Origin of the sequence: Wohlfahrtiimonas chitiniclastica DSM 18708 (assembly GCF_000375345.1) — a bacterium.
Classification (GTDB): Bacteria; Pseudomonadota; Gammaproteobacteria; order Cardiobacteriales; family Wohlfahrtiimonadaceae; genus Wohlfahrtiimonas; species Wohlfahrtiimonas chitiniclastica.
Window position 1 is genome coordinate 404472 of record NZ_AQXD01000001.1, and the last position, 24926, is coordinate 429397.

Sequence of the window (24926 nt, forward strand, 5' to 3'; positions counted from 1 at the left end):
TTTACAAAGAGTTGATTGGGCTGCACATGAGTTTTGTAAATACCTGAAAACATTGCAAGATTATTAAGGGCTGACTATGAATAAAGTATATAAAATTGTTTGGAATAAAAAAATTAATCAATGGGTTGTGGCCAGTGAATTGGCAAAAGGGATGCAAAATGCATCGACATCTGTGGCGCGTGTCGATGACAACCCATTCACTTTTTTTAAGAAGGGTTTTATATGCATGGCGTTGTTGAGCGTCCTTTCAGGTGTTAACGCGCAGTCGATCACAGTCAATACAGCCGCTGAATTTAAAACAGCTGTTGAAGGGGGCGCTTATGATCACATTACTTTAGGCAATAACATTACGCTTGGTAGCTATATTGCAGTCAACTTTTCTCAAAAAAACAATATCGTCATTGATGGTAATCATCAATATGAATTGAAAGTCACCAGTGGCGGCAGTAATGGTTTAAGCATTAATAAGGGTGGTGGTACACTGATTTTACAAAACATGTCCATTGATACTGCGAACTACTACAGTATGGTGAGGGTAGAAAGCACAGATCCCGACATCAATGTTGTGTATGACAATATTAAAAATTTTTCTGCCTCTCAACATACATTCATGCGTGGCAGTGGTGGTAATTCAAATGCCATTGCAACGATGGGAAATATGGGAGTGGTTGCCCCAGTGACACGTCAAGAAATTGGCGAGATCAATAAAATAATTTTTACGGGTCAATATCATGTGGTTCATTCCAATCCAATATTTGTATCATTTCAAAATAGTAGCGCGGTGATTAATACCGCCACGATGGATTTTAAAAAGGGTGCGGATGTTAAAATTGATCGCACAGGCACAACAGCTAACATCACGAATACAGACAATCGTGCTTTTATGTATACTTTTGAGGATGGTGCTAAGTTTGAATTGATTGCGGCGCAAAATATTTTATTGGGCACCAATACAAACCGCGGTTTTAGCATCGGTACCTATGATGATAAGGGTTTTGGCGCTGGGGCAAGCATCATTTTAAATCAAACAAATACAGGTGCTGCCTATGCAAATGGCATTGATAATGCCACCACCAATACGACAGGCATTAACCACAATGCAACAGGCACAGATCATGTCGTCTTTAACTTAGGTGATGAAACAGATTTAAGGATGACGGGCACAGGCATTAGTGCAAGTAAGACAACCGGTTCTGGCGGTATTTACGCCCGAAATGCTGGGAAAATTGATGCGGATATCGGCATGCACATTGAACACAATAATGGCGAAAATGGTGAGGTTGTACTCGCCAATCAAGGCACCATCACCAGTCAAACAGCAGGCATTGAATTATTATCCACCGCCAATAAAACCATGAAGCTTGATGGCACATCGGGCAGTTTAACCGCATTAAGTGGCGCAGGCATTAAAGTCGGTCATGCGCAGGAAAATGGCGATCTCAATCTAGCTTTAGTGGGCGGCGAAATTAATGTATCAGAAGGTGCCACCGGCATAGAATTCAATGGCAACACGGCCAATGTACATACAATCACGGGCACAACCATCAATGCAAATGGCACAACGAGCACAGCAATTGAGCATAACAATGCGAATGCTCACATTACGTTTAAAGATACACACATCAATATTGAAGATGGCATCGGTTTTAGTGACCTCAACAATAAGACCTTTGCAAAAGGTGATGCGGGCGGAACTAATCAGCTGACTGTGAAAGGCAAAGGCACAGCACTGCGTTTAGCTCAGGATCTTTCACAATTAGCGGGTGCACATTTGAACATTAATGTGACGGATCATACAGGTGTTGTGGGCACAACGGGCGCGGGTGTTGGCGTAGAAATCACGGGGGGCACCGTTGCAGATGTCATTAAGGTTGAGGATGGCGTTAACATTAATGCCACTGGGGCGACTGCTCTTAAAATCTTGGGCACGGTTGAAAGAGAGCTCGTCAATCAAGGCGTGATCACGGGATATATACGTTTTGACAATGGTGATGTGAACAACACCATCACCAATACAGGGGCGATTGATCATCTCATCACTCATGGCGGGGATGATACCTTAACGATTGAAAGTGGCGCATCACTATTGGGCATCGCGAATTTAGGTGAGGGTCAAAATAAAGTTTATATCAATAATCCTAGCCAGATCCATGGCGTGATGACGGGCAGCGGTGATGATCTCTTTGAATTAAGCAACATTGATTCAAATCATCATGCTGTGATTATTAATCAATTAGATGCCGGGGCAGGTACAAATACACTGAATGTGAAAGATTCCATCTTTAAAACCCAAGCCGATACAAAATTTGAAAATTTTGCAAATATCCATTTAGACAAAACGGCGCTCACTTTAGCCGCATCAAACAATATTGCAACGGGCACTGTTCATATTGATCAGTTAAGCGCACTCACTTTAGGCGATCAATATACGGGCGATTTTTCAGCCTCTGTGGTTGGGGATGGCACGGTGACAATTGATAAAGGTGCGACAGTCACGCTCACAGGTATCAACACTGGGCTCACAGGCAATTTAACTGTGGCAGCGGGTGGCACTTTAAATACCAATCATCTCAATCAATTCGGTTCTGGCACGACAGAAGTTGCCGGTACGCTGAATCACACAGCGAATGCGCTAAAAACACATTTAACGGGGGCAGGGCAACTCAATTTAACGGGTGATCAGTCTGCATTTAATTTTGATGATAATGTGGGTTCAGATTTCACAGGCAATGTGCGTTTACAGAATAATACGTTTAATTTAAGTGGAACAAATACCGATACTTTAGCCAATAGTACGTTATCTTTAAGCTCTGGCAACACCACGACAGTTGAAGAGCAAAATCAGGCAGTTAAAAATTTAGAATTAGATGGCGCAACGCTGGTGTTTAAGGATGCAGGCAGCATCGTCACTGATCATTTGTCAAACACTGCAAAGAATAGTGTGATTCAAGTGGATGTGACAGATACAGAATCTGTGAACGTCATTGATCAAAACTCAGGTGTGGGTAAGCAGTTGATTACTGCCAACACCAGTGCGATCAATCTTGATCATTTATCATTACAAGATTTTGCGGGACAAGTGCTTGGTGCGGGTACGGAACTTGAAATTAAGCAAAATGGTCATGCAGTTGCTGAGGGCACTTATCACTACACATTAAAAGAGCATCATGGTTTAGCTTTGAATTATGGCTTAAGCAAAATCGATATCCATGAGGATAAAATCTTAGAATTAAACTCAACGACTTCAACCAGTCGAGTGATGAATGCGCAGTTAACTGGGCTTGGCGGCATTAATTTAACGAGTACTGCCGCAGGATTGACGATTGATAATGCACTCAATGATTATCAAGGTGCCACGAATGTCACCGCAGGCATGGTGACGCTGGGCAGTGATCATGCTTTGGGTCAAACCGCTCATTTAAATTTAGCAGCTGGCACAACTGTTGATTTAAGTGGTCACAAACAAACCATTGGTGGCTTAACGAATGCGGGCAGTTTAGACATTGCAGGCGGGAGTTTAACGCTCACAGGCAACGGAGCATCAAGCGCTAAGGATGGTTTGCGTGGTGCAGGTCAGTTAAATATTGCTGGGGGCGATTTATCTGTTTCAGCTGAGAATGCCAATTTAAGTGCCAATGTCTCGATTGCATCCGGTTCGGCATTAACGCTCATTAAAAATGCGACAGTGGGCAGCGGTCACATTGCCATCGCGGGTGCTTTAAAGCTCCAGACGATGGATACAGCTTTAAACAATACCATGAGCGACGCGGGCTCAATCAATGTGTCTGACCATTCTGATGTGCGTTTGACTGCGGACAATACAGGGTTTGCAGGAACATTTGCTATTGATGGCACGAGTCACTTAAACGTTACTAAACTGAGCCAATTGGGTTCAGGAAGTGTGGCAGCTGCTGAATCAGGTGCTGTGAACCTCAATAAGATCACTGGAGAACTCACGAATATAATCAGTGGTGCAGGGAATTTAAATTTATCTGGTACAAATTTGTCATTGAATACAAGCAATACCAAGCTGAAAAATTTAACAGGTACAATACATCTAACAACTGGATCTAATCTAACATTGGTAGAAAATGGTCAATTAAATGATGCCGCTAAAGTGAATATTACTGCAGTTGGTGACAGCATCACTGTGAATTCAAGTGGTGATTTTAACTTTAATAATCACCTTACTGGCTCTGGCTTATTAGATGTTAAAACGGCTGGCAATAGTTTTAACTTTGGCAAAGATGTCGGCAGTGACTTTGCAGGGACTGTGAATTTATCGAACAGCACATTTAGTTTAAGCAGTAATAATACAGCAGCACTAAAAAATGCAACATTGGTGGTTGGTAAAGGCAATACAACCACAGTTGATACGGATAATCAGACCATTGGGAACTTAACATTGGATGGTGGCCAAGCAGTATTTAAAGGCAAAGGCTCCATTGCCACAGATACTTTGGCAAGTAATAGCACAAGTATAATTCAGGTGGATTTAGATTCCATTGCGCCAACAGATGGCACTGCTGCGAACTTGTTTGATCAAAATCGTGGCCAGAATCATCAGTTAATTACGGCTAACAATAATGGTGGCCTGAAACTCTCTGATTTAACTTTGCAAGAGCTCAATGGCAGTGCAGTAGGCGAAGGCACCATCAGAAATATTGATCAAAATGATCAAAAAGTTGCAGAAGGCACCTACAATTATGCTCTCAATAATGCAGGTGGTTTAGGTGTTAGTTATGGTTTAAGTGCCTTGAATATTGTGGATGGGCAAACATTGACGTTAGATGCAACAGGTGCCACCAATAAAAATATGACAGCAACCTTGACTGGCACAGGGAACTTAACCTTAATCAGTGATGATAAGGGGCTAACTTTAACCAATGAAAAGAATGCTTATACAGGTGCCACAAATGTAACAGCTGGCTTAGTGACGGCGGGTAGTGACAATGCTTTTGGGCAAACTTCCCAGTTAAATTTAGCAGCCGGTACAACCATTGATTTAAATGGTAAAACTCAAGCCGTTGGTAGCCTAACGAATGAGGGTAAAGTTGATTTTGCTGGTGGTACATTAACCATCATGAATGCGGGTGGTGCTGCATCAACATCATCAGGTGAATTGTCTGGCATAGGTAATTTAATCATTTCAGCGGGTGATTTAAGCATCACATCGGTAAACAATGATTTAGACGCCAGTATAGATATTCATTCAGGTGCGTCAATGTCATTATCAGATACGGGTACTTTAGGTTCTAGCCAAATTGCTGTAGATGGTGCACTGAATTTAAATGCTGACGCTACTTTTGGAAATACCTTAGCAGGATCAGGTGTAGTTAATACAAATGCAGATATTGCATTAACTGGTGATAACTCAGGCTTCACAGGTGCGCAAAATATAGGGAATCAAGCTTCTTTAACCGTTGGCAGTCAATCTGCATTAGGATTAGGGCAAGTGAATTTTGGTTCAGAAACATCCACGCTGAACTTAAATAGAGTGACTTCAGCGGTTCAGAATGTGTTACATGGTTCTGGTATGGTGAATATTTCTGATCAATCTTTCGTGAGCTTTAGTTCTGATAACAAAGACTTTACAGGGACATTTGCAGTCGATGGTATAAGCAGTTTAACAACCACAGATTTTAGCCAACTGGGCAAAGGTTCAGTCAGCATTGTGCAAGGTGGTACCGTTAATTTAGATAAGATGACTGGAGAACTCACGAATATAATCAGTGGAACTGGGAGTTTGAATTTATCCGGTTCTAATTTGTCATTGAATACAGGCAACACTAATCTTAAGGATTTAACAGGGACTGTCAATCTCACAACTGGCTCTACTCTAACATTAGCGGAAAATGGTCAATTAAATGATTCGGCTAAAGTTAATATTGCTGCAGTTGGTGACAGTGTCATAGTCAATTCAAGCGGTGATTTTAGCTTTAATAATTATCTCACTGGCTCTGGTTTATTGGATGTTAAAACAACAGGAAATATCTTTAACTTTGGCAAAGATGTGGGCAGTGACTTTGCAGGGATTGTGAATTTAGCAAACAGCACCTTTCACTTAACTGGTAATAATACAGCAGCACTAAAAAATGCAACATTAGTAACTGGTACGGGTAACACAACTACAATCGATACAGCTAACCAAACCATTGGAAATTTGACATTAGAGGGCGGTCAAACCGTATTTAAAGGCACGGGCTCCATTACCACAAATACTTTGGCAAACAATGGCTCAAGTATCATCCAAGTGGATTTGGATGCGATTTCGCCAACAGATGGCACTGCTGCGAACTTGTTTGATCAAAACAGTGGTCAGAATCATCAATTAATCACAGCTACAAATAATGATGGCCTGAAACTCTCTGATTTAACTTTGCAAGGGCTCAATGGTAGCACTGTGGGCACTGGCACCATTAGAAATATTGATCAAAATGACCAAAAAGTTGCAGAAGGTACTTACAATTATGCCCTTAATAATACAGGTGGTTTGGGCGTTAGTTATGGTTTGAGCGCTTTGAATATTGTGGATGGTCAAACATTGACGCTCGATTCAACAAGTGCTGCCAATAAAAACATGACAGCAACCTTGACTGGCACAGGGAACTTGGCATTAATCAGTGATGATAAGGGGCTAACTTTAACCAATGAAAAGAATGCTTATACAGGTGCCACAAATGTAACAGCTGGCTTAGTGACGGTGGGTAGTGACAATGCCTTTGCGCAAACATCACAGTTAAATTTAGCAGCCGGTACAACCGTTGATTTAAACGGTAACAAACAAACCGTTGGTAGCCTAGCAAATGATGGTAAAGTTAATTTTGCAGATGGCACATTAACCATCACGAATGCAGGTGGTGTTTCAACATCATCAGGTGAATTGTCTGGCATAGGTAATTTAATCATTTCAGCGGGTGATTTAAGTATCACGACAGCGAATAAGGATTTAGATGCCAGCATAGGCATTCATTCCGGTGCGTCAATGTCATTATCAGATGCAGGCACTTTAGGTACTAGCCAAGTGGCTGTGGATGGTGCACTGAATTTAAATGCTGACGCTACTTTTGGAAATACCTTAGCAGGATCAGGTGTAGTTAATACAAATGCAGATATTGCATTAACAGCCGATAACTCAGGCTTTATGGGTGCGCATAATATAGGTAATCAAGCTTCTTTAACTGTTAGCAATCAATCAGCTTTAGGATTAGGGCAAATTAATTTTGGTTCAGAAACATCAACGCTGAACTTAAATAACGTTACTTCAGCCGTTCAGAATGTCTTACATGGCTCAGGAATTGTGAATATTACAGATAATGCCACTGTTAATTTTAGTAGCGATAATAAAGACTTTGCGGGAATATTTGCAGTCGATGCTACAAGTAGCTTAACAACTACGGAATTCAGCCAACTAGGCAAAGGTTCAGTCAGCATTGTGCAAGGTGGTACCGTTAATTTAGATAAGATGACTGGAGAACTCACGAATATAATCAGTGGAGATGGAAATTTAAATTTATCTGGCTCTAATTTGTCATTAAATGCAGGTAATACTCATCTTAAGGATTTGACAGGTACCCTCAACATTGCAATGGGTTCTAAACTAACATTGATAGAAAATGGTCAATTAAATGATGCCGCAAAATTCAACATTGCCGCGGTTGGTGACAGTGTCACAGTGAATTCAAGCAGTGATTTTAGCTTTAACAATAATCTTACGGGTTCAGGTCTATTAGATGTCCAAACAGCCGGCAATCGCTTTAACTTTGGCAAAGATGTGGGCAGTGATTTTGCTGGGACTGTGAATCTGGAGAATACGCAATTTCATCTATCGGGTGATAATACTCAAGCATTACAAAATGCCAATATATCTCTGGGTGCTGGCAATGTTACAACGGTGGGTGCAGGTACTCAAACCATCGGCGGCTTAACATTGAATGGCGGTCATTTGTCATTCAATGGTGACAAAGAAACGATTGCTACAGGCACTTTAAGTTCGACGGGTGTTAACACGACAGTCATGATCAATACTGAATATATCCCACGTGTTGATGTGAATGAGTCACCGAACTTATTTGATCAATTAACAGGTTTAGTCACCAATATTATTACAGCGAAGGATTCAAGTGGCTTGAATGTGAACGATTTAACCCTTAAGGATCAACATGGCAAAGAAATCTTGGACAATGTGCATCATGACATTGTGCTAAACGGCGAGAAAATTGCAGATTCGACATACAACTATCACTTGGTGGAAAATAAAGGTCTAGGCGTGACGTATGGCTTGGTGGCGCTTGATATTCTCGATGGTAAAACACTGACGCTTGATTCTACGACCATTAATCGTGGCAACAATCAAATGACGGCTAAAATCACGGGGCAAGGTAATTTAAACCTAACGAGTGATGATCAAGGCATGATTGTAGACAATAGTCACAATGCTTATACAGGTGTAACGAATGTAACAGCAGGCTTAGTGACGGCTGGCAGTGACAATGCCTTTGGGCAAACTTCCCAGTTAAATTTAGCGACGGCTACAACCGTTGATTTAAATGGTCAACAACAAACCATTGGCCGTTTGACGAATGCGGGAACATTGAATCTTGCCGGTGGATCATTGACCATGACGGAAAAAGGATCCACCTCTTCAGGCGCATTAATGGGCGCAGGGGATTTGATCATCTCTGGTGGTGATTTAAACATCACAACAGCCAACATGGATTTAATGGCCAATGTTGCGATTCATTCAGGCGCTGCAATTCAGTTGTCTGAAACGGGGTCGTTAGGCAATGGCGCCATTGATGTCGGTGGCACATTAGACATTAACAATGGACACGTAAATTTTAAAAATGGATTGTCAGGTTCAGGCAAGATCAATATTAATGACAATGTCGCTTTAACCGCGGATGCCAATACATTTTCTGGGACTTTGAATGTCAATGATCAAACATTGTCAGTCACCTCTGAAAAACAGCTCGGCACTGCGAAGATTGTCAATCATGGCACGGTTGATCTGAATCTATTGGCAGACGGTCGATGGGTGAATCAGATGACGGGCACCGGTGATTTCATTAAATCAGGCAATGGCACGTTAAGGATTGCGAATCAGTTGTTACATACGGGCAATACTGAGATTAAGGCCGGAACTGTGTTCTTAGAAAAAGGTGCCGTATTAGGTGGCACCAATCAGAAGTCACGTGCAAGCATGGCAGGCACTTTAAACATTGCTCAAGGCAGTACATTGGCAGGGACCGGTACAGTGAATCAAACTGTCAATAACTATGGCACCATCGATGTGAATTTACGAGATGTCAGACAGAGCCCTGATCGAGATTATGCACAAGGCAATGCCACATTAACAGTGAATCATGATGTGAATAACCACAATAAGATTTATATCGGCAATGCCAATACGACGGCGGGCAATCGCTTGATCATTAAGGGTAACTACACAGCGGGTGACAATGCTGTGCTGTATATGAATACAGACCTTGGCAATCAAACGACGAGTTTAGCGGATCAGTTGATTGTCTCTGGCAATATTTCGGGCAAAACAAAATTACACATCACGGATATTGGCAATGTTGCAGGCGGCATGACATCGCCTTTGGGCATCAAAATCATTGATGCAGGCTCATCGGATGACAATGCTTTTGAATTACAAAATACCGTGGTCAAAGGCATCAACGAGTATGTTTTATCGAGAAATGCAGAGGATCAAGACTGGTATTTAACCTCGTATCGAGATTTATATCGCCCGGATGTGGGCAGCACCATCGCAAATAGCATGGGGACCATTCGATCTCAATTGCCGGGTTATGGTTCACACATTTCAGGCGCACTGGCCGCCGGTTCTGGTGGCTTGCGTGCTTTAGATCGAAACATGACGGCAGATGGCCAATATCTCGGTTCGGTTTGGTTCAATGAAACGGGCACCCATGATAAAGGCAACATTGCAGGTGATCAGATCCATTACACTTATAAAGGGTTTGCTTCTGTATTAGGGGCAGACACTGGCTTTAGAACAGGGGATGGCTTGGTGATTGTCGGCGGAATGATCTCAACAAGTTCGATGGATTCTAAAGGCTGGAATCGCATCACAGAATCACGCAGCACAGGTTCTATCTCAGGGCAAAGCATCGGCTTATATGGCAGTTGGTTTAAGAATGCGGACGATGCGTTAAGTCCATTCATTGATTACACGATTTCATATGGCAAGTATGATAATACAGTGACAACCCTCAATAATGCTTCAAGCTCATATGATTCACGATTGTGGACGGTGAGTGTGCAGGGCGGTTATCCGATGGCCATTGGTGAAAATTTGGTGGTGGAACCGCAAGCACAAATCAGCTATATCGATTATAAGGTGGACAATTATCGTGATTTTAATGGCACTGACATCCGTGAACAGCAAAAAGGTCATGTGATTTCAAGAGTGGGGGCATATGTTTACCCCAAAACAGGTGATGTCAAATCTTATGCAGCGTTTAACCTTTGGTATGACGACATTGCCTCTAAAGTGAGCTACGATGATCGAAGTTTATCTTCTGGTAAACCTGGCTTATTCTACGAAGCAAAGCTTGGCGTACAAGCTAAGATGAATGAGAATTTTACGATCAATTCTGAGATCAATTATCGTCAAGGCAAACATAAGCATAAAAATTACAACTTTAACATTGGTTTTAAATACCAATTCTAAGCATCATTGAGATTAAAACACCCCAAAGTGAGTTAAACTTTGGGGTGTTTTTGATGTGTGTAGGCATCCTTTTCATCATTGGCCATTATCAATATTGTCACTGGAGAAATGGCGAAAAATATACGCCAAGATCATGCAAAGTTGTGACGGCGATTGTCAATACAGTCACGGGGATGAAATAGAGATATCATAATCCCCCAATGGAGAGATATTTGGTTTCAAGATAAGGTTCAATGCCTTCTGAGCCACCTTCGCTGCCAATGCCGCTCTCTTTCATGCCGCCAAATGGCGCTTGCGCGGTGCTCGGTAAACCATCGTTCCACCCCAAAATGCCAAAGTCAAGATTCTCTTGGAAATGGATGCCGCGGCGATAATCTTGTGTAAAAAAGTAAGCGGCTAAGCCAAAGGGGGTACCATTGGCAATGTCTACGGCTTCTTGATCATCTTTAAAGGTCATGATGGGTGCAACCGGCCCAAATGTCTCTTCATGCATGATGTCCATCTCAAGAGTGACATTGCCAAGCACAGTTGGATGAATGAAGAAAAAGCCTTTGTCTGCATCATGATGAGTTGTGCCGCCTGCTAAGACTGTTGCACCTTTGCGTTTGGCATCTTCAATTTGTGCCACAATTTTATCAAAACCTTTTTGATTGATGACAGGACCGACATCCACATCGGGCAATAAACCATTGCCCACTTTGAGATTTTTGGCTGCATTGGCAAATTTTTCGCTGAATACATCTACGATTGCTTCATGCACTAAAAAACGATTGGCGCATACGCAGGTTTGGCCAGCATTGCGAAACTTAGAGGCTAAGGCTGCACTGACGGCCGCATCAATATCCGCATCTTCACAGATAATGAAAGGTGCATGGCCGCCTAATTCCATTGAAACACCTTTAACCGTCTCCGCGGACTCTTTGATCAACAATTTACCTACGGGCGTTGAGCCAGTGAAGGTGATTTTGCGCACGTATGGGCTTTTTGTGAAAAGTGGGCCCACATCGGCGCCGCGCCCATTGACGATTTGCACCACATTTTCGGGAATGCCGGCTTCATGGGCGAGCTCGACTAAGCGGATCATGGTCAGTGGTGTATCTTCAGCAGGTTTGACAATGAAGGTACAGCCCGCGGCCAAAGCAGGGCCTGCTTTTCGCGTCATCATGGCTGCCGGAAAGTTCCAAGGTGTAATCGCCGCCACAAGGCCAATGGCTTGACGCGTGACAATGAGGCGTTTGTCTGTGCCATTAGCGGGCACGGTGCGGCCATATAGGCGTTTGGCTTCTTCTGCAAACCATGTCAGGTAACTGGCCGCATATGCCACTTCACCGCGGGATTCAGCGAGGGGTTTACCATTTTCTTGTGTCATCAATGTGGCCAGGGATTCTTGATTTTCTAGCACCAGTTCAGCCCAACGATTCAATAGGGCAGCGCGCGCATATGCACTGGTTTTACTGAAGGTTTTAAAGGCCTCGTGTCCCGCTTTGAGTTTACGCTCAATGGTGGATTCGGTGTCTAATTCGATATTCGCCAGCACATCGCCAGTGGCTGGATTGGTCACGGTTAATAATTCATTCATACATTCTCCTTAGGTGTCGTCGTTTTTGTGATCTTTCTATTTTGATACCATTTTTTTATAGAATGTTCAATTGTAGTTTACAAAATTGTTAAATGTAAACTTAAAGTTTATTTTGAATGATTCAGTGCCCTCAATCACTTTGCTTCAGTCGATCAGGCAGGTGTGCTGCCAAAAAGTTGACGCAACTTTTGAGCTTTGCCGAGTGATTCAGACGCGTGGGGTAAACGGCCCAGATGTCCGCATCTTGCCAGTAATCGTCTAATACGCGGATGAGTGAACCTTGACACAAATCCTCATGAATGTCCCATTGTGAGCGCAGCATAATGCCATGGCCATCGAGAGCCCATTGTCGAATGAGTTCGCCATTGTTTGAGGACAATTTTCCGCTCACTTTGATCTGTTGCTCACCCATTGCGGATGTGAATTTCCAAAGGGCATAGGGTGCATCACGCTCTTCGATGATGAGGCAATCGTGGTTCAGCAAATCTGTCAGATGCTCAGGTTTCCCGCAGCGCTCAAGATATTGTGGGGATGCGCACAAAATGCGGCGATTGTGGGCTAAGCGCTTTGCGATCATGTCTGGGGCAATGTGGTTGCCGATGTGAATGTCTAAATCCACATGTTCAGCAATCAAATCTTGCAATTGGTCAATGGTGTCAAAACGCAGTGTGATGTTAGGGTATTGTGTGACAAAGTCGGACAACAGTGGCGCAACATAGCGCCGCCCAAAGCCTAAGCTGCTGGTGATGGTTAAATGTCCTTGAGGTTGATGGCTGTTTTCGGTCAGATCTTCAGCCATTTGCTGCACATTGAGTAAAATCTCTTGTGCCCATTGATGGGCTTTTTCTCCTTGCGGTGTGAGGGCGAGTGTGCGCGTGGTGCGGTGCAGCAATTGATACCCTAAATTTGTTTCCAATGTTTGAATGCGTTTAGAGATGTAAGCGCGAGAGACGCCAAGGGCATCGGCGGTTTGTATGAAGCTGCGGTTTTTCACCACCATGAGAAAGATATATAAATCATTGGTTTGTGGAAAATTTTGAAAATGATTCATGGGCAGTTTTCTCAAAAATGGATGGCCAATAACTTAACGATTTTTTCAGGCATTGTCACGGATTGTTTCCATTATGGAGAGAGTCAGTTTCTAAAATGTGACTGATGAGTGTGATTTTTTCTGTCATGATTCATACACAACAGACAACATAATCACCCATTTAAGGAGAAAGGCATGAGCCGCACATTTAAAATTGCAGTATTGGCAGGAGATGGCATTGGTAAAGAGGTGATGCCTGAAGGATTAAAGGTTTTAGAGCGCGTGATGGCACTGTATGATCTTCATCTATCGTTTGAAGTGTTTGATTGGGCAAACTGCGACTATTATGCGCAGCATGGCTCGATGATGCCAGAAGATTGGTTTGAAACCTTACAATCATTTGATGCCATTTATTATGGTGCCGTCGGTTGGCCAGAATTGGTGCCCGATCACATCTCCTTGTGGGGCTCTTTACTGCAATTTAGACGCCGATTTGATCAATACGTGAATCTTCGTCCTGTGCGACTGTTTCCGGGCGTGACGTCACCTTTGGCGAACAAAGCACCTGGGGACATTGATTTTTACGTGATCCGTGAAAATACAGAAGGGGAGTATTCAGCCATTGGTGGCAAAGTGTTCGAAGGCACAGAGCATGAATTTGTCTTGCAGGAATCTGTGTTCAGTAAGCGTGGAATTGATCGCATTTTGCGTTATGCGTTTGAGTTTGCGAAAAAGCGTGAGCGCAAGCAATTGACGAGTGCCACAAAATCCAATGGCTTAGCGTTAAGCATGCCTTATTGGGATGAGCGCGTTGAGGCCATGGCAGCGAATTATCCTGAGATTACATGCGATAAGCAGCACATTGATATTTTATGTGCCCGCTTTGTGATGCGTCCTGAGCAGTTTGATGTGGTGGTGGCATCGAATCTATTTGGTGACATTTTATCTGACTTAGGGCCCGCTTGCACGGGCACAATGGGGCTTGCACCTTCTGCAAACATCAATCCTGAGCGCAATTTCCCATCCTTGTTTGAACCTGTGCATGGTTCTGCGCCAGACATTTATGGGCAAAACATTGCCAACCCGATTGCCATGATTTGGTCGGGGGCGATGATGCTCAATTTCTTTGGTGATTTAGAGGGCTGTGAGCGTTATCAAGCGGCGCATGATGCGATCTTGCAAGCCATTGAGCAAGTGCTCGCCACAGGTCCTTATACAAAAGACATGGGCGGCAATGAGTCCACACAATCTATGGGGGATGCCATCGTGCGCATCATAGAAGCCCACGCATAGTGATGAATCGTTGTCATTGCCCTGAAAGAGGAAGCCTTTTTCAGGGCTTTTTTGATGGGGGTGATTTTTTCTTGGCCATGAACACGGTAGAATGGGCGGGCATTCATCATTATAATTGAGAATGAGAATTATCTGCATTTAAAAGACATGGATGCATCAGAGATGGTAGAATCATCAAACCCTCAATGGAGGGCAGGGCAATCTTCACTGCGTGAGGATTGAATGGATCATGACGCAATGGGAAACATTTCATGAATAAAGAGACATTTGGAGATCGATTGCTTCAGTTATTAAAACATAAGCGCTGGAGCCAGCGTAAAGTGTCTGAAGCTTTAGGCATCTCGAGAACAGCCGTGAATAAATGGACCAAAGGCGGCATGATCGATGATGCAAATTTAGAACGCTTGGCCGCATTTTTGGATGTGGATAAAATTTGGCTCAAATATGGTGAGTATTATGGCAGCGCGGAAAAAGATGAGAATCAACAGCTGTTAGCGCGTCACATCAATGATTTTTATCTGCATGAATCCAATCAGATTGTGACATGGGATTGGGACATTCTTACCGATGAGGTGCGCTATTCTGACAACGTTGAACAAGTGTATGGCATGGCAATTCACAGCAATGATGACTTTTTATCCTTGATGACGGAAAAATCCCGCGACAGATTGTTGGCCGGTTATACCAAAATTATTCAAAATGGCGGTGCGCATGAGCTTGATTTTAAAATTCACCAAAATGGTGAGTCGCGCTGGATTAAATCAAGGGCGGCCGGCGTAAAAGGCCCAAATGGTAAAATCACCAAGATTGTGGGCATCAGTTTAGATTACACCAAGCAAAAGAAAGAAGAGATTGCACTGCGTCAGCAACACTGTTTTTTTGAGTTTTTTTTACAGCAGCAAACGGAATTGGTGGTGTTCATGGATCAAAAGGGCGGCATTATGGCAAGCAACTGTGCGGCGCATCAATTAGATTTTTTAAAGCTGCAAGCCTTTTTGTATCAATGGGCGATGGATGCGGCACAAGCATTGGCAGACATTGTTTCAATGGGGCAAGGCACCCTTGAGTATCAGGGCAAATCATTGCAGTTAAGCGTAGGGTGTGATGACAGTGGCCGACATTTTTTAATGCTCAAAAGCGTGCCTGATGCTTGGCGCGAATCTTAGACCCTAAAAAAATGGGAGGCATTCGCCTCCCGAAGGGCTAGGATGATTCACAAAAATTATAAGTCGAGCACAAGGCGTTTGCCTTTAGCGCGGGAGACGCAGATCATCATGGTCTTTTGTTCGGCTTGTTCATCTTCATCGAGATAAAGGTCACGATGATCCGCCTCGCCTTCTAAAATGGCAGTTTCACACGTGCCACAGACGCCATTGCGACACAGACATTCTACATTGATGCGTTTATCTGCCTCGATTGCTTGTAAAATGGAGGTGTTTTCATCCACCATTAAGCTAAAGCCTGAGCGGTTAAACACCACTTCGAAGGCATCGCCCGTGCTGCCTGTTTCAGTAAAATTCTCAAAATGTACATGGTCTGCCCCAAGGATCGATGTGCCAGCGTCAATGACGGCATTAATCAAAGATTGCGGGCCGCACACATACACATGGCTGTGTTTAGGCTGCTGCTCGATCAATGTTTGCACATTGAGTTGTTGATCTTGAGAATTGTCATAAATAAAGAGCTGATCCTTCAGTGCCGTTTTTAGGTGGTCAATAAAGGCGGCATTTTGACCATCACGAAACGTGTAGTGGAGCTCAAAGGGTAGCCCTAAGGATTTGACGGTGTATAAATAGGAAAGAAAGGGCGTGATGCCGATGCCACCTGCAATGAAAAGATGTTTTGCTGTGGGATCTTCATTTAAAGGAAAGAAGTTATCCGCCGGTGAAATCTCAATGATGTCACCTTCTTGCACACCGTGATGCATATGGTGTGAGCCACCTGCTGATTGTTCTGCATGCAGCACCGCAATTTGATAATGCTCAGGATTGTTCGGATCACTGATGAGGGAATAGGCTTTGGTCATCTCAATGGCATCTAAATGCAGACGAATGTGGCTGCCCGCGCTAAAGGGCAGCAGCGGTGCATCGATGGGATGAAATTCAAATTGTTTAATGGTTGGGGTCAACGGCACAATTTTGCCAACTTTGACTGGAATTTTAGCGGAAACCATAAAAGCCTCTTTATCTCGATGATTGTGATGATTAAGCCGCGAGTGAGGATGGCTCACTCGCCTTTTCAGTTGAATATTTATTGTTCGTGGGCACGGGCAACGTGCTGATGGAAGTGGGCAACGCCATGTTCGCTGATGCCACTGCGCTGACGATCCGCCATGATTCGACCTTGACCACGATAACCCCTTGAGGTTAAACCTTTTTGCACCCCTTCGACTAAACGTAAATCTTCAGGACGGAACACAGTGCGATACCATTCGATCAAGTTCTTTTGATACTCCGTGAGTTCCTCATTGAGGAAATAGATGTCGTAAAATTGTAGTGTCTCACCTGCGCTGACCGGGAATTCATAAATGACTGTCATAAAATCGCCGCCTGGAGGCATGTTGAACATGGTGCATGGCCAAATCCAAAAACCGTAGAATTTCGGGTCTTTGACAGATTCATCAAATTGATAAGAGGATTCTGATGGTTTGGCTTGCCCGATTTGTACCGTCCAATTGTCATATAAATTGTGTTCATACACATTGACGTCCACAGAACTTGCAAAGCTCACATGATTTGTTGGGCAGTGGTAGCATTCAATGTAGTTATCGACGATGGTTTTCCAGTTGGCCGCCGTAGGATTGACAAAGCGTGCGGCTAATTTCAAATCTTTGATCGATGGGCAAGCATTTTCCATTTGCTCTTTTAAGCCAGGTAGTTGCGCTTCGATGGGTTGTGGTTCACCTTGTGTGAGATTGATGTAAACAAAGCCTGCATACTCTGTGACATGAAAGCTGCTTAAACTCATGGCAGAGGCATCAAAGTTGGCAACGTTTTCACAGTTGGTTGCATGGGCTAATTCACCATCTAATTTAAATGCCCATGCATGATACGGGCATGTGATGACATTTTTTGCTTTACCACCTTCGCCACTCAATAATTGATGACCACGATGGGGGCAAACGTTGTAAAAGCCGCGCAATACATTGTCACGGCCTCTGACTAAAATTAAGCTCTCCCCGATGATTTCTCGGATGATGTAGGCATTTTTCTCTGCCAATTCGCTGATGTGTGCCACACAAATCCAAGAATTCGCAAAGATGCGTTCTTTTTCCGTTTCAAAAATCTCCTCAGATGTGTAGTACTGCGCAGGCATTGTCCATGCGTTGTCTAAGTCAATATGATCTTGAATGGATATGTTTTTTTTTGTCATTGTCATACTCTCGCCTCTCCTCTGTAGTTTAAATGTAAACTTTAGGTTTACTTTTGATGATCCTATAACAAGATTTCTAAGGGGTCAATGCTCTTTTGAAAATTCTTTAAAATATTTTTGCAAGTGAATAAAATCACTAAATTTTGATTGGTATCATAGGTTAGTGGTTAATTTACCAGGAAATTTTTGATCAAAATCAATGTAGGTAGGACTACATATGACAAACATAACTATTGACGTCGAGGTTGATCATGAGTTAAAAGTGTAAACCTTGGGTGTCAAATTGATGCTCAGAATAAGAAAATATAATGGAGGAGTGTGTGAATGATGCGGAGTAAGAATGCGGTATTTTATGTCTCGTTAGGGTTGAGCTTAATTGTGATCGCCCTAGGGGTCATCATACCAGAGCAGGTGGAGGCATTTTCAAAGGGATCTTTAGGGTTCATCTATAACAATCTTGGGTGGTTCATCTTAGGTTCAGTCTTGGTGTTTTTCCTATTTTGTATGTATTTGGCCATTACACGTTTTGGTCACATTCGATTAGGAGATGACGACGACCGACCGGAATACAGCACATTAACATGGGTGGCGATGTTATTCAGCGCATCGATTGGCATCAGTTTAGTATTTTGGGGCGTGGCAGAACCGGTTTCTTATTACATTTCACCCCCTGTCGGTGAGGGGCACACAGAGGAAGCAGCAAAAACAGCCATGCAATATGTGTATCTCCATTGGGGGGTCTCTGCGTGGGCATGTTACGCTTTAGTGGGTGTGTCGTTGGCATATTTTCAATTTAGAAAAAAATTGCCAGCCTCTTTGAGCTCTGTTTTTTATCCATTGGTGGGTGATCGCATTTATGGCACATTTGGCAAATGGATCAACATTCTGGTGATTTTCTCAGTGGTGATCGGCATTGCCACATCTTTAGGTTTTGGGACACTACAGGTCAACAGTGGACTCAATATTTTATGGGACATTCCGGTGTCAACGCAGGTACAGTTTTTTATCATTGCTGTGGTTTCCATCATTTACATTGCTTCCACCATTTCAGGTTTGCAAGGGGCGATTAAGCATTTATCTAATTTAAACATGTTGTTGGCATTTGCGATGCTGGGTTTTGTGCTGTTTTTAGGGCCTACGCAAACCATTTTTAAAGTTTTGTTCCAAGGCATTGGTGATTATGCGCAAAACTTCATCAATATGTCTTTGCGGACAGAGCCTTATGGCAATGGCGATTGGATTGCAAATTGGACGCTCTTCTATTTTGGTTGGTGGATTGCATGGTCACCGTTGGTGGGTAGTTTTGTGGCGCGCATCTCAAAAGGCAGAACCATTCGTGAATTTATGGTGGGCGCGGTGTTCATTCCTGTGTTGGGGTCATTTTTCTGGTTTGCGGTGATGGGCGGCAGTGCGATTCACATCATCCAAAATCTTGGACAAACGGCATTGGCATCTGTGGTGGCAGAAGATGTGACCTCCGCTTTCTTTGTCTTTTTAGAGAACTTCCCATATCCTGTTTTTACCAGCATTTTAACCATTGTATTGGTGATGATCTTCTTCATTACATCGGCAAACTCAGCGTTATTCGTGTTGGGTATGGTGAGTGAAAATGGTAATCCAAATCCGACAAATCGCGTGAAGATCATTTGGGGTGTGGTGATCGGCGCGATTTCCACGGTATTGATTGTGTCAGGTGGTTTAGCAGGCTTGCAATCGGCATTGGTGGCGATGTCTGTGCCTTTAGCGGTGATGATGTTGGTGATCTGTATCTCCACATATAAGGGGCTCAAAGGTGAGTTAAAACCGGTGCAGCATACGTATCTACAAGCAGAAACAGTGGCGGTTAAGCCCGCGCCCACAGTGGATTAGTTGAGATTGATTGGTCAAAGCCCTTGCAGAGCATTGCAGGGGCTTTTTTGTTCGTTATAATGGTCGTTACATTCCACTGATTATGATGCGTTCATCATAAAGTACATATGAAAAATTTTGCCATCATGCCCATTCACACCGCAACATCACCTGCAATGCGCAATGTCATTTTCATCAATGGCTTTTTAAATGAAACCCATGCTGATTTTACCGAATGGCTGACAAGCGAATCGGCATTAGATGCCACATCAAATGTGTATGGCGTTCAGTGGCCGTCTCAATCGATGGCGGACATCAGCGAGATGATGAATGCATTATTGCAACGCAAATGGGGTGCATTATTGAAAAACCCATGGCACCGCGCGATGAAGAATGCAGAGAAGGCGGGGCATGCGCTTGGGGCTGCATTGTCACAGATGACATTGCCAATCACTTTAGTGGGGCATTCGTTGGGTTGCCGCGTGATTTATTATGCACTGTGTCATGCGCAGTATTCTGTTGAGGATGTGATTTTATTAGGTGGCGCCGTTGGCAATCAGAGTCAAGATTGGGAGAATGCTGCGCGTATGGTGAATGGACGGATTTATAATTGTCACTCAATGCATGATGATGTGCTTAAATACTCTTATCGAACTTCAATGGCCTGGCTCAGTGCACCGATTGGCTATGCGCCCATTGCAACACAACATCCGAAGATTGCCAACATCGATTGTAGTAAGATCATTACCCGTCATGGTCAATGGAAGCGGCATTATGGGACGATTTATGATCAATTGTATAAAAATTATCAAAATCTTGATTCGTTGTTTACTAAATGACACAACCGTGCAAAGATAAATGGTATTATCTATTCATAATGTAATTAATGAATGAATATAAGAAAATAATAAAGTGAATATATTGGAATCAATGAGCCCTAATCTGATCAAGATTGGGGTTTTTTATTTTATTCATCAGTTATATAATAACTATAAAATAAATCCAATAATGATAAGGAAAACCATGCCGATCCCATTGAAAACCCCCATCGTTCTTGAGTGCCAAAATTGTCACTTTACCTTTAAAATCATCGGTGATGATTTAAGTTTTCCGCATCAGTGCCCAAAATGTGGCGTGGATGATTGGCAAATCAAGGGATGAACCATGAAAACAAAAAATACACAATTGGCCCATCGTCTAGGGGAGATTTTAGCGAAACTCAACCTTGGGGATCGCTTACAAGTGGCAATGCTTGCGGAAGAGTTTAATGTCACAGAGCGCACGATCATTCGCGATTTAAAAGAGCGTCTGGTTTTTCTTGATTGGGAAGAGCAAGGGCCAAAGTATTACAGTCTGTCAAAGTCTTCATTGGGGCAGTTGTATCCTGAGGATGTGGATCGCTTTGCCCATTTTGCGAGCATTCAAAACCTATTTCCAAAACTTGATCGCGAGTTTTTCCAACAAAAGTTGACGCAAAGCGTGTGTGTTAAAGGGCACAATTATGAGGACATCTCCCATAAAAAAGGGGATTTTGACCTCATTAAAGCGGCGATTGAGTCACAAAAGCTGTTGTGCTTTAGTTATTATAAAAATCAGTCAAAAAGCCATAAGAGCTATCGCGTGGCGCCTTATATTTTGATCAACCGCTCGGGGATTTGGTATTTGATGGCCGATGATCAAGGGCAGATCAAAACCTTTTGTTTCTCACGCATTGAAGGCATCAGTGTACAAAATGAGCATTTTACGTTGGATCAAGCCATTTTAGAGGACCTCAAAAACATTGACAGCGTCTATTATGGCAATCAGATCAAAGCAGTGACAGTGTTCGTCCGTGGTGAGGTGGCGATCTATTTTAAGCGGCGCAAATTATTGCCCAATCAATCAATCATTGAAGAGAAAAACAATGGTGATTTGGTGGTGATGAGTGAACATGTCAGTGCCCAAGAGATATTAGCGTTGGTGCGTTATTGGGTTCCGAATGTCAAAATTCTCTCGCCTGCGGGTTTGCAAACAGAACTTGAGGAGGGGCTGCAAGCCTATTTGTTGAGCTCTGAGTGATCTTTCCTCTATAATGCTGCTTTAATCATCACTAGGATACTATGCAAACACCGATCAACACGCACGAAGAGGGGACAACAGAGCTCGCGGCCGTTCTGATTGCCGTCACCGAGTCACAAGCAAAAGTGCTGACGGTGGCAGATGGCAATTCGTTGCCTTGTGGCCCTTTGTCGCCCATTCATCGCTCTTTGCAGGCTGGTGTGCGCCAATGGGTGGAAACGCAAACGCATCAACCGCTTGGCTATGTTGAGCAGCTTTATACCTTTGTGGATACGCAGCGTAAAACGTCCTCCGGGCATTATCTGATTTACATCAGCTATTTAGGATTGGTGCGTGAAGAGCAAAATCATTTAGAAACCGGAGCCATTTGGCGCAATTGGTATGATTATTTTCCGTGGGAAGATCATCGAGAAGGGCGACCAAGTTTTATTGATCAGCATCTGTTGCCACTGTTTCGCCATTGGATCAATGCTGGCAATAGTGTCTCAGAGCAGCGTTTTCGTGAGGAGCATGTCAAATTGTGTTGGGGCATTGCGCCGTTTACATGGAATGAAGAGTATGTGCTTCAGCGCTATGAGTTGATGTACGAAGTGGGCATGATTCCTGAATCGACGGCATCGGATGCACCATTGCCGCCCCAATATTCAGGGCAGCCGATGCACCATGATCATCGCCGTGTATTGGCCTCTGCGATGGCGCGTTTACGCGCGAAAATCAAATATCGCCCCGTAATTTTTGAGCTGTTGCCGCCAGCGTTTACATTACTACAACTACAACAAAGCATTGAGGCGCTCGGTGGTATTGTGCTCCATAAGCAGAATTTTCGCCGCTTTATATTGCAGCAAGCCCTCATTGAAGAAACAGGCACCTTTGATCACAATGGGCAAGGGCGACCGGCGCGATTGTATCAATTTAGGGATGATGTGCTCCTAGAACGCTCCTTATCCGGCAGTAAATTACCGATTGCCCGTTGATTATGCAGGCCCAACATGATTGAAGAGCGCCGCATATTTTTGCGTATCGCTTTGCACTTGTAGATTCACTTTGCGCTGCTCTGCAAAGTCAAGCATGCGATCAATGCCACGTTTTGCTTGTTGAGCAATCATTGGATCGACCATGATTTCATGTTTAAAATCTGTGAGGGCAGCCTCAATTTTCTCTAAAGTATTCATCGCCATCCATGGGCAAAGGGCACAGCTTTTACAAGTGGCGCTGTTGCCGGCTGTGGGCGCGATGATCAATGTTTTATCCGGCACGGCTTGCGAGAGTTTATAAAAAATGCCTTGATCTGTGGCGACAATCAGCGTGGGTGCCTGTAATTGTTTGGCAGCTGCAATGAGCTGCGAAGTTGAACCCACAATGTCCGCCTCTTGAATCACCGCTTCACTCGATTCAGGGTGCACAAGCACTTTGGCATTCGGATGTTGAGCTTTGAGCGCTTGCAGTTCAAAGGCTTTAAATTCATCATGCACAATGCAATGACCTTGCCAGAGCAGCATATCTGCATCTGTTTGCGCTTTGATGTAAGCCCCTAAATGACGATCAGGCCCCCAGATGATGGAATGCCCTTGTTGATGGAGTATGCGTACAATATCAACGCCGATGGCTGAAGTCACCACATAATCTGCCCGCGCTTTAACGGCTGCGCTGGTGTTGGCATACACCACAACGGTGCGATCCGGATGTTGATCACAAAAGTGAGAAAATTCATCAATCGGGCAGCTTAAATCTAACGAGCACGTTGCCTCTAAATCTGCCATTAAGACGCGTTTATGTGGGCTGAGAATTTTTGCCGTTTCCCCCATAAAGCGCACGCCAGCGACGATGAGGGTTTGTGCTTTGGCATCACGACCAAATCGCGCCATCTCTAATGAATCTGCCACGCAGCCGCCTGTTGCTTCTGCCAGTGCCTGAATGGCTGGGTCAGTGTAGTAATGGGCAATCAGCACAGCATCATGTGCGGCCAATTGCGCCTTGATTCTCTCAATCACAATCACTCCTATCCTCTGTGGGTTTTATTATACTCATTTTGAGCATAACTTTTTTATTCTGCCTTGGCAATCCCTTTTGCATTGATTTATTTTGTTGTGATTCAACGGTTAAAAATATATACTCAAAATGAGTATAAATAATCAGGGAGGATGAAAAATGATTGCCCCATTGCCAGATGTATTGTTAGCACCTTATGTAGATGCAGCATTGGCCGAGGATTTAGGCCGCCGCGGTGATGTCACAAGTTTAGCCACCATCAGTGAGGATCAACAGGCCACATTGCATGTCATCGCTAGGGAAGATGGCATCGTTGCAGGTATGGATTTAGCGCGCTTAGCGTGGTTGCGTTTTGATGAAAATATCTGCTATACGCCGCACGTCAAAGATGGTGATACCATGACGCCAAACATGTGTTTAGCCACAGTGACGGGCGCTGCGCGTTCATTATTGGCAGCAGAACGTACGGCGCTGAACTTTATGACGCATTTAAGCGGCATTGCGACACAAGTCAATAAAATTGTGATGATGGTCAAAGATGAAAAGGCACAAATCACTTGTACGCGTAAGACATTGCCGGGCTTACGGACATTACAAAAATATGCGGTGCGCGTTGGCGGTGGGCGCAATCATCGCATGGGATTAGATGATGCCATTTTGATTAAGGATAATCACATTGCGATCGCAGGCAGTCTCACAAAAGCAATTATGGATGCAAAAGCTTATGCAGGGCATCTGATTCCGATTGAAGTGGAAGTGGATACCTTAACACAATTAAAAGAAGCATTGGCAGCAGGCGTGCATTTAGTTTTGTTAGATAATATGGACACGGCAACATTAACGCAAGCGGTGCGCTTATGTGAAGGCAAGTGCCAAACAGAAGCATCGGGCGGCATTACGCAGGAGAATGTATTGAATGTGGCTAAAACTGGCGTGGACTTCATTGCCATCGGTGCATTGACACACAGCGTACGCTCGGTGGACATCGGCTTAGATTTTATACCGAAAGCTCCATAAAAAATGCCCGATGATTCGGGCATGATCTTTAATAGGATGAT

Annotated in this window: 14 protein-coding genes; 9 read left to right on the forward strand and 5 right to left on the reverse strand. The window is 43.7% G+C overall.

All coding sequences use genetic code 11. The features are described 5' to 3' along the window. Positions 1–76 precede the first annotated feature (76 nt). Positions 77–10699: an autotransporter outer membrane beta-barrel domain-containing protein gene (locus B143_RS0101855; protein ID WP_018121953.1), complete on the forward strand. Its 10623-nt coding sequence runs from the start codon at positions 77–79 to the stop codon at positions 10697–10699. Positions 10700–10886: 187 nt separating this feature from the next. On the opposite strand, the gene B143_RS0101860 is transcribed toward B143_RS0101855, so the two are convergent. Together B143_RS0101860 and B143_RS0101865 are read right to left on the reverse strand one after the other, a co-directional pair. Then, positions 10887–12278 (reverse strand): NAD-dependent succinate-semialdehyde dehydrogenase, encoded by a 1392-nt coding sequence (locus B143_RS0101860; protein WP_018121954.1) that lies wholly within the window; start codon positions 12276–12278, stop codon positions 10887–10889. Between the two features lie 130 nt (positions 12279–12408). Beyond that, positions 12409–13329, reverse strand: a complete 921-nt coding sequence (locus B143_RS0101865) for a LysR family transcriptional regulator (RefSeq protein WP_018121955.1) — start codon at positions 13327–13329, stop codon at positions 12409–12411. 174 nt (positions 13330–13503) lie between these two features. On the opposite strand from B143_RS0101865, the gene B143_RS0101870 reads away from it, so the two are divergent. Next, a complete protein-coding gene (locus B143_RS0101870) occupies positions 13504–14601 on the forward strand; it encodes a tartrate dehydrogenase (RefSeq protein WP_018121956.1) in 1098 nt (365 codons plus the stop codon). Positions 14602–14852: 251 nt separating this feature from the next. After that, a complete protein-coding gene (locus B143_RS0101875; RefSeq protein ID WP_018121957.1) occupies positions 14853–15767 on the forward strand; it encodes a helix-turn-helix domain-containing protein in 915 nt (304 codons plus the stop codon). Between the two features lie 56 nt (positions 15768–15823). Here the strand turns inward: B143_RS0101875 and B143_RS0101880 are convergent, their stop codons facing one another. Both B143_RS0101880 and B143_RS0101885 read right to left on the reverse strand, forming a co-directional pair. Continuing rightward, on the reverse strand, positions 15824–16774 hold the full coding sequence (locus B143_RS0101880; RefSeq protein WP_018121958.1) for a PDR/VanB family oxidoreductase: 951 nt from the start codon (positions 16772–16774) through the stop codon (positions 15824–15826). A 77-nt stretch (positions 16775–16851) separates the two neighbouring features. Beyond that, on the reverse strand, positions 16852–17979 hold the full coding sequence (locus B143_RS0101885) for an aromatic ring-hydroxylating oxygenase subunit alpha (protein WP_018121959.1): 1128 nt from the start codon (positions 17977–17979) through the stop codon (positions 16852–16854). 321 nt (positions 17980–18300) lie between these two features. Between B143_RS0101885 and B143_RS0101890 the strand changes: the two genes are divergently transcribed. The 5 genes from B143_RS0101890 to B143_RS0101910 all read left to right on the forward strand — a co-directional run bounded on the left by B143_RS0101890 (position 18301) and on the right by B143_RS0101910 (position 22853). After that, positions 18301–19842: a BCCT family transporter gene (locus tag B143_RS0101890; protein ID WP_026165672.1), complete on the forward strand. Its 1542-nt coding sequence runs from the start codon at positions 18301–18303 to the stop codon at positions 19840–19842. A gap of 107 nt (positions 19843–19949) precedes the next feature. Further along, a complete protein-coding gene (locus B143_RS0101895; protein ID WP_018121961.1) occupies positions 19950–20660 on the forward strand; it encodes a DUF726 domain-containing protein in 711 nt (236 codons plus the stop codon). Between the two features lie 184 nt (positions 20661–20844). Continuing rightward, positions 20845–20982 carry a hypothetical protein gene (locus B143_RS0101900; protein ID WP_018121962.1) on the forward strand — a complete coding sequence of 46 codons (138 nt, stop codon included), beginning with the start codon at positions 20845–20847 and terminating at the stop codon, positions 20980–20982. Positions 20983–20985: 3 nt separating this feature from the next. Next, complete coding sequence (locus B143_RS0101905) at positions 20986–21879, forward strand: helix-turn-helix transcriptional regulator (RefSeq protein ID WP_018121963.1); 894 nt, start codon at positions 20986–20988, stop codon at positions 21877–21879. A gap of 41 nt (positions 21880–21920) precedes the next feature. Next, positions 21921–22853, forward strand: a complete 933-nt coding sequence (locus B143_RS0101910; protein WP_018121964.1) for an NUDIX hydrolase — start codon at positions 21921–21923, stop codon at positions 22851–22853. On the opposite strand, the gene nadA is transcribed toward B143_RS0101910, so the two are convergent. Next, positions 22854–23870 (reverse strand): quinolinate synthase NadA, encoded by a 1017-nt coding sequence (nadA, locus tag B143_RS0101915; protein WP_282705066.1) that lies wholly within the window; start codon positions 23868–23870, stop codon positions 22854–22856. It abuts the gene before it with no gap. Positions 23871–24027: 157 nt separating this feature from the next. On the opposite strand from nadA, the gene nadC reads away from it, so the two are divergent. Next, positions 24028–24885 (forward strand): carboxylating nicotinate-nucleotide diphosphorylase, encoded by an 858-nt coding sequence (nadC, locus tag B143_RS0101920; RefSeq protein ID WP_018121966.1) that lies wholly within the window; start codon positions 24028–24030, stop codon positions 24883–24885. Positions 24886–24926: the final 41 nt, after the last annotated feature.

Excerpts from the sequence above, each read along its gene's own strand:
- B143_RS0101855 (WP_018121953.1), top strand. The coding sequence starts at position 77 with ATGAATAAAGTATATAAAATTGTTTGGAATAAAAAAATTAATCAATGG.
- B143_RS0101860 (WP_018121954.1), bottom strand. The coding sequence starts at position 12,278 with ATGAATGAATTATTAACCGTGACCAATCCAGCCACTGGCGATGTGCTG.
- B143_RS0101865 (WP_018121955.1), bottom strand. The coding sequence starts at position 13,329 with ATGAATCATTTTCAAAATTTTCCACAAACCAATGATTTATATATCTTT.
- B143_RS0101870 (WP_018121956.1), top strand. The coding sequence starts at position 13,504 with ATGAGCCGCACATTTAAAATTGCAGTATTGGCAGGAGATGGCATTGGT.
- B143_RS0101875 (WP_018121957.1), top strand. The coding sequence starts at position 14,853 with ATGAATAAAGAGACATTTGGAGATCGATTGCTTCAGTTATTAAAACAT.
- B143_RS0101880 (WP_018121958.1), bottom strand. The coding sequence starts at position 16,774 with ATGGTTTCCGCTAAAATTCCAGTCAAAGTTGGCAAAATTGTGCCGTTG.
- B143_RS0101885 (WP_018121959.1), bottom strand. The coding sequence starts at position 17,979 with ATGACAATGACAAAAAAAAACATATCCATTCAAGATCATATTGACTTA.
- B143_RS0101890 (WP_026165672.1), top strand. The coding sequence starts at position 18,301 with ATGCGGAGTAAGAATGCGGTATTTTATGTCTCGTTAGGGTTGAGCTTA.
- B143_RS0101895 (WP_018121961.1), top strand. The coding sequence starts at position 19,950 with ATGAAAAATTTTGCCATCATGCCCATTCACACCGCAACATCACCTGCA.
- B143_RS0101900 (WP_018121962.1), top strand. The coding sequence starts at position 20,845 with ATGCCGATCCCATTGAAAACCCCCATCGTTCTTGAGTGCCAAAATTGT.
- B143_RS0101905 (WP_018121963.1), top strand. The coding sequence starts at position 20,986 with ATGAAAACAAAAAATACACAATTGGCCCATCGTCTAGGGGAGATTTTA.
- B143_RS0101910 (WP_018121964.1), top strand. The coding sequence starts at position 21,921 with ATGCAAACACCGATCAACACGCACGAAGAGGGGACAACAGAGCTCGCG.
- nadC (WP_018121966.1), top strand. The coding sequence starts at position 24,028 with ATGATTGCCCCATTGCCAGATGTATTGTTAGCACCTTATGTAGATGCA.